Source organism: Aeromicrobium sp. PFPM2_SD2 (genome assembly GCF_057364525.1).
Genome location: NZ_JBNFNZ010000207.1, coordinates 1 through 4235, shown reverse-complemented (window position 1 = coordinate 4235; position 4235 = coordinate 1). Strand labels below are relative to the sequence as shown.

At 73.1% G+C, this 4235-nt stretch carries 6 protein-coding genes; 5 read left to right on the top strand and 1 reads right to left on the bottom strand.

Going from position 1 to position 4235, the window contains the following annotated elements:
- Both AC2W7G_RS10360 and AC2W7G_RS10355 read left to right on the top strand, forming a co-directional pair.
- Positions 1–528: adenosine deaminase family protein (locus AC2W7G_RS10360; protein WP_485868361.1), on the top strand; the 528-nt coding region annotated here is incomplete at its 5' end.
- Positions 525–944: a hypothetical protein gene (locus tag AC2W7G_RS10355; RefSeq protein WP_485868360.1), complete on the top strand. Its 420-nt coding sequence runs from the start codon at positions 525–527 to the stop codon at positions 942–944. The genes AC2W7G_RS10360 and AC2W7G_RS10355, both read left to right, overlap by 4 nt.
- 34 nt (positions 945–978) lie before the next feature.
- On the opposite strand, the gene AC2W7G_RS10350 is transcribed toward AC2W7G_RS10355, so the two are convergent.
- Positions 979–1770 (bottom strand): hypothetical protein, encoded by a 792-nt coding sequence (locus AC2W7G_RS10350; protein ID WP_485868359.1) that lies wholly within the window; start codon positions 1768–1770, stop codon positions 979–981.
- Positions 1771–1864: 94 nt separating this feature from the next.
- Here AC2W7G_RS10350 and AC2W7G_RS10345 point away from each other — a divergent pair, with 94 nt between their 5' ends.
- From AC2W7G_RS10345 to AC2W7G_RS10335, 3 genes are read left to right on the top strand one after another with little or no spacing between them, the layout of a single operon-like run.
- A complete protein-coding gene (locus AC2W7G_RS10345) occupies positions 1865–2659 on the top strand; it encodes an SDR family NAD(P)-dependent oxidoreductase (RefSeq protein ID WP_485868358.1) in 795 nt (264 codons plus the stop codon).
- Positions 2659–3306, top strand: a complete 648-nt coding sequence (locus tag AC2W7G_RS10340) for a histidine phosphatase family protein (RefSeq protein ID WP_485868357.1) — start codon at positions 2659–2661, stop codon at positions 3304–3306. The genes AC2W7G_RS10345 and AC2W7G_RS10340 overlap by 1 nt, the downstream gene beginning before the upstream one ends.
- Positions 3307–3314: 8 nt before the next feature.
- On the top strand, positions 3315–4073 hold the full coding sequence (locus tag AC2W7G_RS10335; protein ID WP_485868356.1) for an SDR family oxidoreductase: 759 nt from the start codon (positions 3315–3317) through the stop codon (positions 4071–4073).
- Positions 4074–4235: the final 162 nt, after the last annotated feature.

The following is a 4235-nucleotide window of genomic DNA, read 5'->3' as shown; positions in this document are numbered from 1 at the left end:
GCCTTCGGCCTGGGGCGGCCCGAGCTCGGCGTGGCCGCGGGCGCAGTTCGCGCGCACTTCCAGCAGGCGCGGGCGGCCGGGCTGCACAGCGTGCCGCACTCGGGGGAGTCGACCGACGCCCAGTCGGTGTGGGACGCCGTCGAGCACCTGGGCGCCGAGCGCATCGGGCACGGCATCCGCAGCGTCGACGACCCGGCGCTGCTCGCGCTGCTGGCCGAGCGCCGGATCGCGCTCGAGGTGTGCCCGACCTCCAACGTCCGCACCCGGTCGGTGCCGTCGATCGAGGAGCACCCGCTGCCGGCCATCGCCGCCGCGGGCGTGCCGTTCTCGATCTCGTCCGACGACCCGCCCATGTTCGGCACGACGCTCACCGACGAGTACGTCGTGGCGGCCGGGCTGCTCGGCCTGGACGAGGCGGGCGTCGCCGAGCTCGCCCGCCAGGCGGTGCGCCAGTCGTTCCTCGACGACGCCGGCAAGGCGTCCCTGCTGGCCGAGGTCGACGCCTACGCCGCCGCGCCGACGCCGTGAGGTGGGGGCGCCGACAGCCGCCGGTCGCGCGAGCAGCGGAGGACCCTGACGCGGTCCTGGTCGAGGCGTTCCTGGCCGAGGTGGTGGGTCCGCCGTGGCTGCCCGAGGGGACCGGTGAGCCGCGCCGGCGGGTGGACGACGCGCTGTGGCTGTGCCCGTGCTACTGCGACGACGACGCGCCGGTGTGGCTCGTGTGCTCGGTCGGCGACGACGTGATCTGGTCCCGGGTGCCTGACCCGGTCCAGGAGGTCGACCTGGTCGACGCCCGGCGGATGACCGGCGCCCACGTGCACCCGGCGACGCTGCTCGACTGGCTCCACGGGCGCGCCGACGACCCCGGCTTCGACGACCTCGATCCCCAGGACCGGGCCCTGGCCGACCGCCTGCGCGAGCGCCTGACGGGCCCGGCTCGCTAGGGACGCCCCCCGGACGCCCCCGCGAGCAGGTCCGTCAGCCCCAGTTGGTGCCGCGCGAGCGGGTCACGATGCGGGTCCACGGACCCCGCGGGACGTCCTTGCGCTCGACGAAGCGCCAGCGGACGCCCCGGGTGATGCCGTTGGTGCTGGCGAAGCCCAGGCATCCGGTGAGGGCCGGCGAGACGTCCATGCCGGCGCCGCCGTACCGCTTGTTCGCCGGCCGCTGGTTCTTGGTGCCGAAGACGTAGCGGGTGTCGCTGTACTTGCCCGGTCCGGCGTCCTGGATCTGCCCGAAGCAGCGCTTGTTGCCGCGGCGCAGCTCGACCCAGCGGTTCTTCATGAGGCTGTAGGCGCGGTTCTTGACCTTGCCGCGGTAGGCGCTGTGCTTCGCCCACGGGACGACCTGGCCGCGCTTCTTGAAGTTCGCGGTGACGTTGACGTCGTCGTAGGGCAGGTCGAGGTAGAACGGGTTCTCCTTCGGCCGCATGTGCCGGGGGAAGAAGCCGTTGCTGCGCACGCGCTTCTCGGTGCGGCAGTCGCCGTTCCTGCGGACGCCGTCGCAGCCGCCGTAGCGCTTGTACCACTTGTCGTCGTAGGCCGAGATGCGCTGCGAGCCGTCCGAGGCGTTCGGGTCGAAGATCTCGCCGACCCAGAACGTGGTGGCGGTGATGTTCGTGTGCCAGGGGTACCGCGGCGTCTTCGCGCTGCTGGGGGCGGTGGTGGTGCCGAGGGCCAGGCCGAGGCTGGTCAGCAGGGCGATGCCCGCGACGACGGCCCGGCGACCACGGCGCGAACGCACCGCGCGGAGGTGGGGGAATCCAGTCACGGGACTCTATTCTCCCAGTTTTTGGCACGAATCGCGAAAATCTGCGCAACAACGGTTACGCACTCGGGCGGCTCCCAGCGTCTAGCATCGCGGCATGTCCCTCCCCACCGACGCGCGCGTCCTGGTCACCGGCGCGGCCTCCGGACTGGGGCTCGCCCTCGTCCGCCGGCTGGTCGACCGCGGCAGCCACGTGCTGGCCACCGACGTCGCCGAGTCCCTGCCCGACACCCTCGCCGGCCTCGACCGCGTGACCTACCGGCGCCTGGACGTCACCAGCGACGTCGACTGGGCGTCGGCCCGCGACCACGTGGTGGAGACCTGGGGCCGCCTGGACGTGCTGTTCAACAACGCCGGTGTCGCGGCGGGCGGACGCATCGAGCTGACCGAGCTGGACCAGTGGCAGTGGATCGTCGACGTGAACCTGCTCGGCGTCGTGCGCGGCTGTCGGACGTTCGCCCCGCTCATGGTCGAGCAGGGCTCGGGCCACCTGGTGAACACCGCCTCGGCCGCCGGCCTGGTGCACATGCCGACGATGAGCGAGTACAACGCGGTGAAGGCCGGGGTCGTCGCGCTCAGCGAGACGCTGTTCTTCGAGCTGCACGACGCCGGGGTGCGGGTCTCGGCGGTGTGCCCGACGTTCTTCCGCACCAACCTCGCCGCGTCCCTGCGCGGCAAGGACGAGCAGGCGCAGCAGACGGCCGAGCGGCTCATCGCGCGGGCGAAGGTCGGGGCCGACGAGGTCGCCGAGCGCGTGCTCGCCGGCGTCGACCGCGACCAGCGGGTCATCGTGCCCAACGCCGACGGCCGCGCCCTGTGGGCGCTCAAGCGGCACGCGCGTCCGGTGTACGACCGCCTCGTCCTGCGCACGCTGCGCGGCCGGAGCCGCTGATGGGCACGCTGCTGCTCGTCCGCCACGGCCAGGCCGCCTTCGGCACCGACGACTACGACCGGCTCACCCCGCTCGGCGAGCGCCAGGCGCTCAACCTCGGGTACGCCTGGGAGGCCGGCGGCTTCAGCCCCGACGTCGCGATGGTCGGCTCGCTCAAGCGCCACCACCAGACCGCGATCGCGTCGTTGGACGTCCTGGGCGACGTCGACGGCTACGACCAGGACGCCGGCTGGGACGAGCTGGGGTTCGAGCCGCTCGTCGAGGCCTACGCGCCCGGCACGCCGCGCGACGACGCGAAGGGCTTCCAGAAGGCGTTCGTCGCCGCGACCGCCGCGTGGACGCGCGCCGAGCTGACCGACGTGAGCGAGTCGTTCACCGGCTTCACCGCCCGCGTGCTGGACGCCTTCGACCGCGTCGCGTCGTCCGTCGGGCCGCGACCAGACCGGCGTCGTGTTCAGCTCCGGCCGGCCCCCATCGCCGTCGTCGCCGCGCACCTGCTCGGCGGCGGCCCGGACCTGTGGTCGCGGCTCAACGCGTCCATGGTGAACGCCAGCACCACCAAGATCGTCCTGGGCTCGGCCGGTCGCACGCTCATCAGCTTCAACGAGCACGGTCACCTGCCCGCCTCCGACGTCACCTACCGATAGGAGCCACCGTGCGTCGCAACGTCCTCATCACCGGAGCCAGCTCGGGCCTCGGCGCCGGCATGGCCCGGGTCCTGGCCGAGCAGGGCCACCACCTCGCGCTCGCCGCGCGCCGCACCGAGCGGCTCGAGGCGCTGCGCGACGAGCTGCTGGCCGCGCACCCCGGCGTGCGGGTCAGCGTGCACGCGCTGGACGTCAACGACCACGACCGGGTCTTCGCCGTGGTCAAGGAGGCCGTCGGCGAGCTCGGCGGCCTGGACCGGGTCGTCGTCAACGCGGGCCTCGGCAAGGGCGGGCGCATCGGCACCGGACGCTTCGCGGCCAACCGCGAGACCGCGATGACCAACTTCGTCGCCGCGCTCGCCCAGTGCGAGGCGGCCATGGAGCACTTCTACGAGCGCAAGGCCGGGCACCTGGTCGTCATCTCGTCCATGTCGGCGATGCGCGGCATGCCGTCGTCCATGACGACGTACGCGGCCACCAAGGCGGGCGTGGCGCACCTGGCCGAGGGCATCCGCTCGGACCTCATCGGGCGCCGCGGCCACGACATCAAGGTCACGACGATCTACCCCGGCTACATCGCCTCGGAGATGAACGAGGGCGTCGAGCAGGAGGCGCGGATGATGGTCGACACCGAGACCGGCTGCCGCGCCCTGGTGAAGGCGATGCAGAAGGAGCCGGCCGAGGCCAGCGTGCCGCCGTGGCCGTGGAAGGCGATCGGCCCGGTCATGAAGCACGCTCCGCTCGGGGTCGTCCGCAAGCTGGTCTGAGCCGGCGAAGCGGCTGTCGGGGGCCTACAGGCGGGTCGCGCGCAGGACCGCGTCGTGCAGGGTGGTCGGTCGTCCGTCCGCCCCCGTCGCGGTGCGCGGCCAGGACGCACAGACGTCGACCAGCCAGGCCGTCGTCCAGCAGGCTCGGCCGCGGCGGCCGCG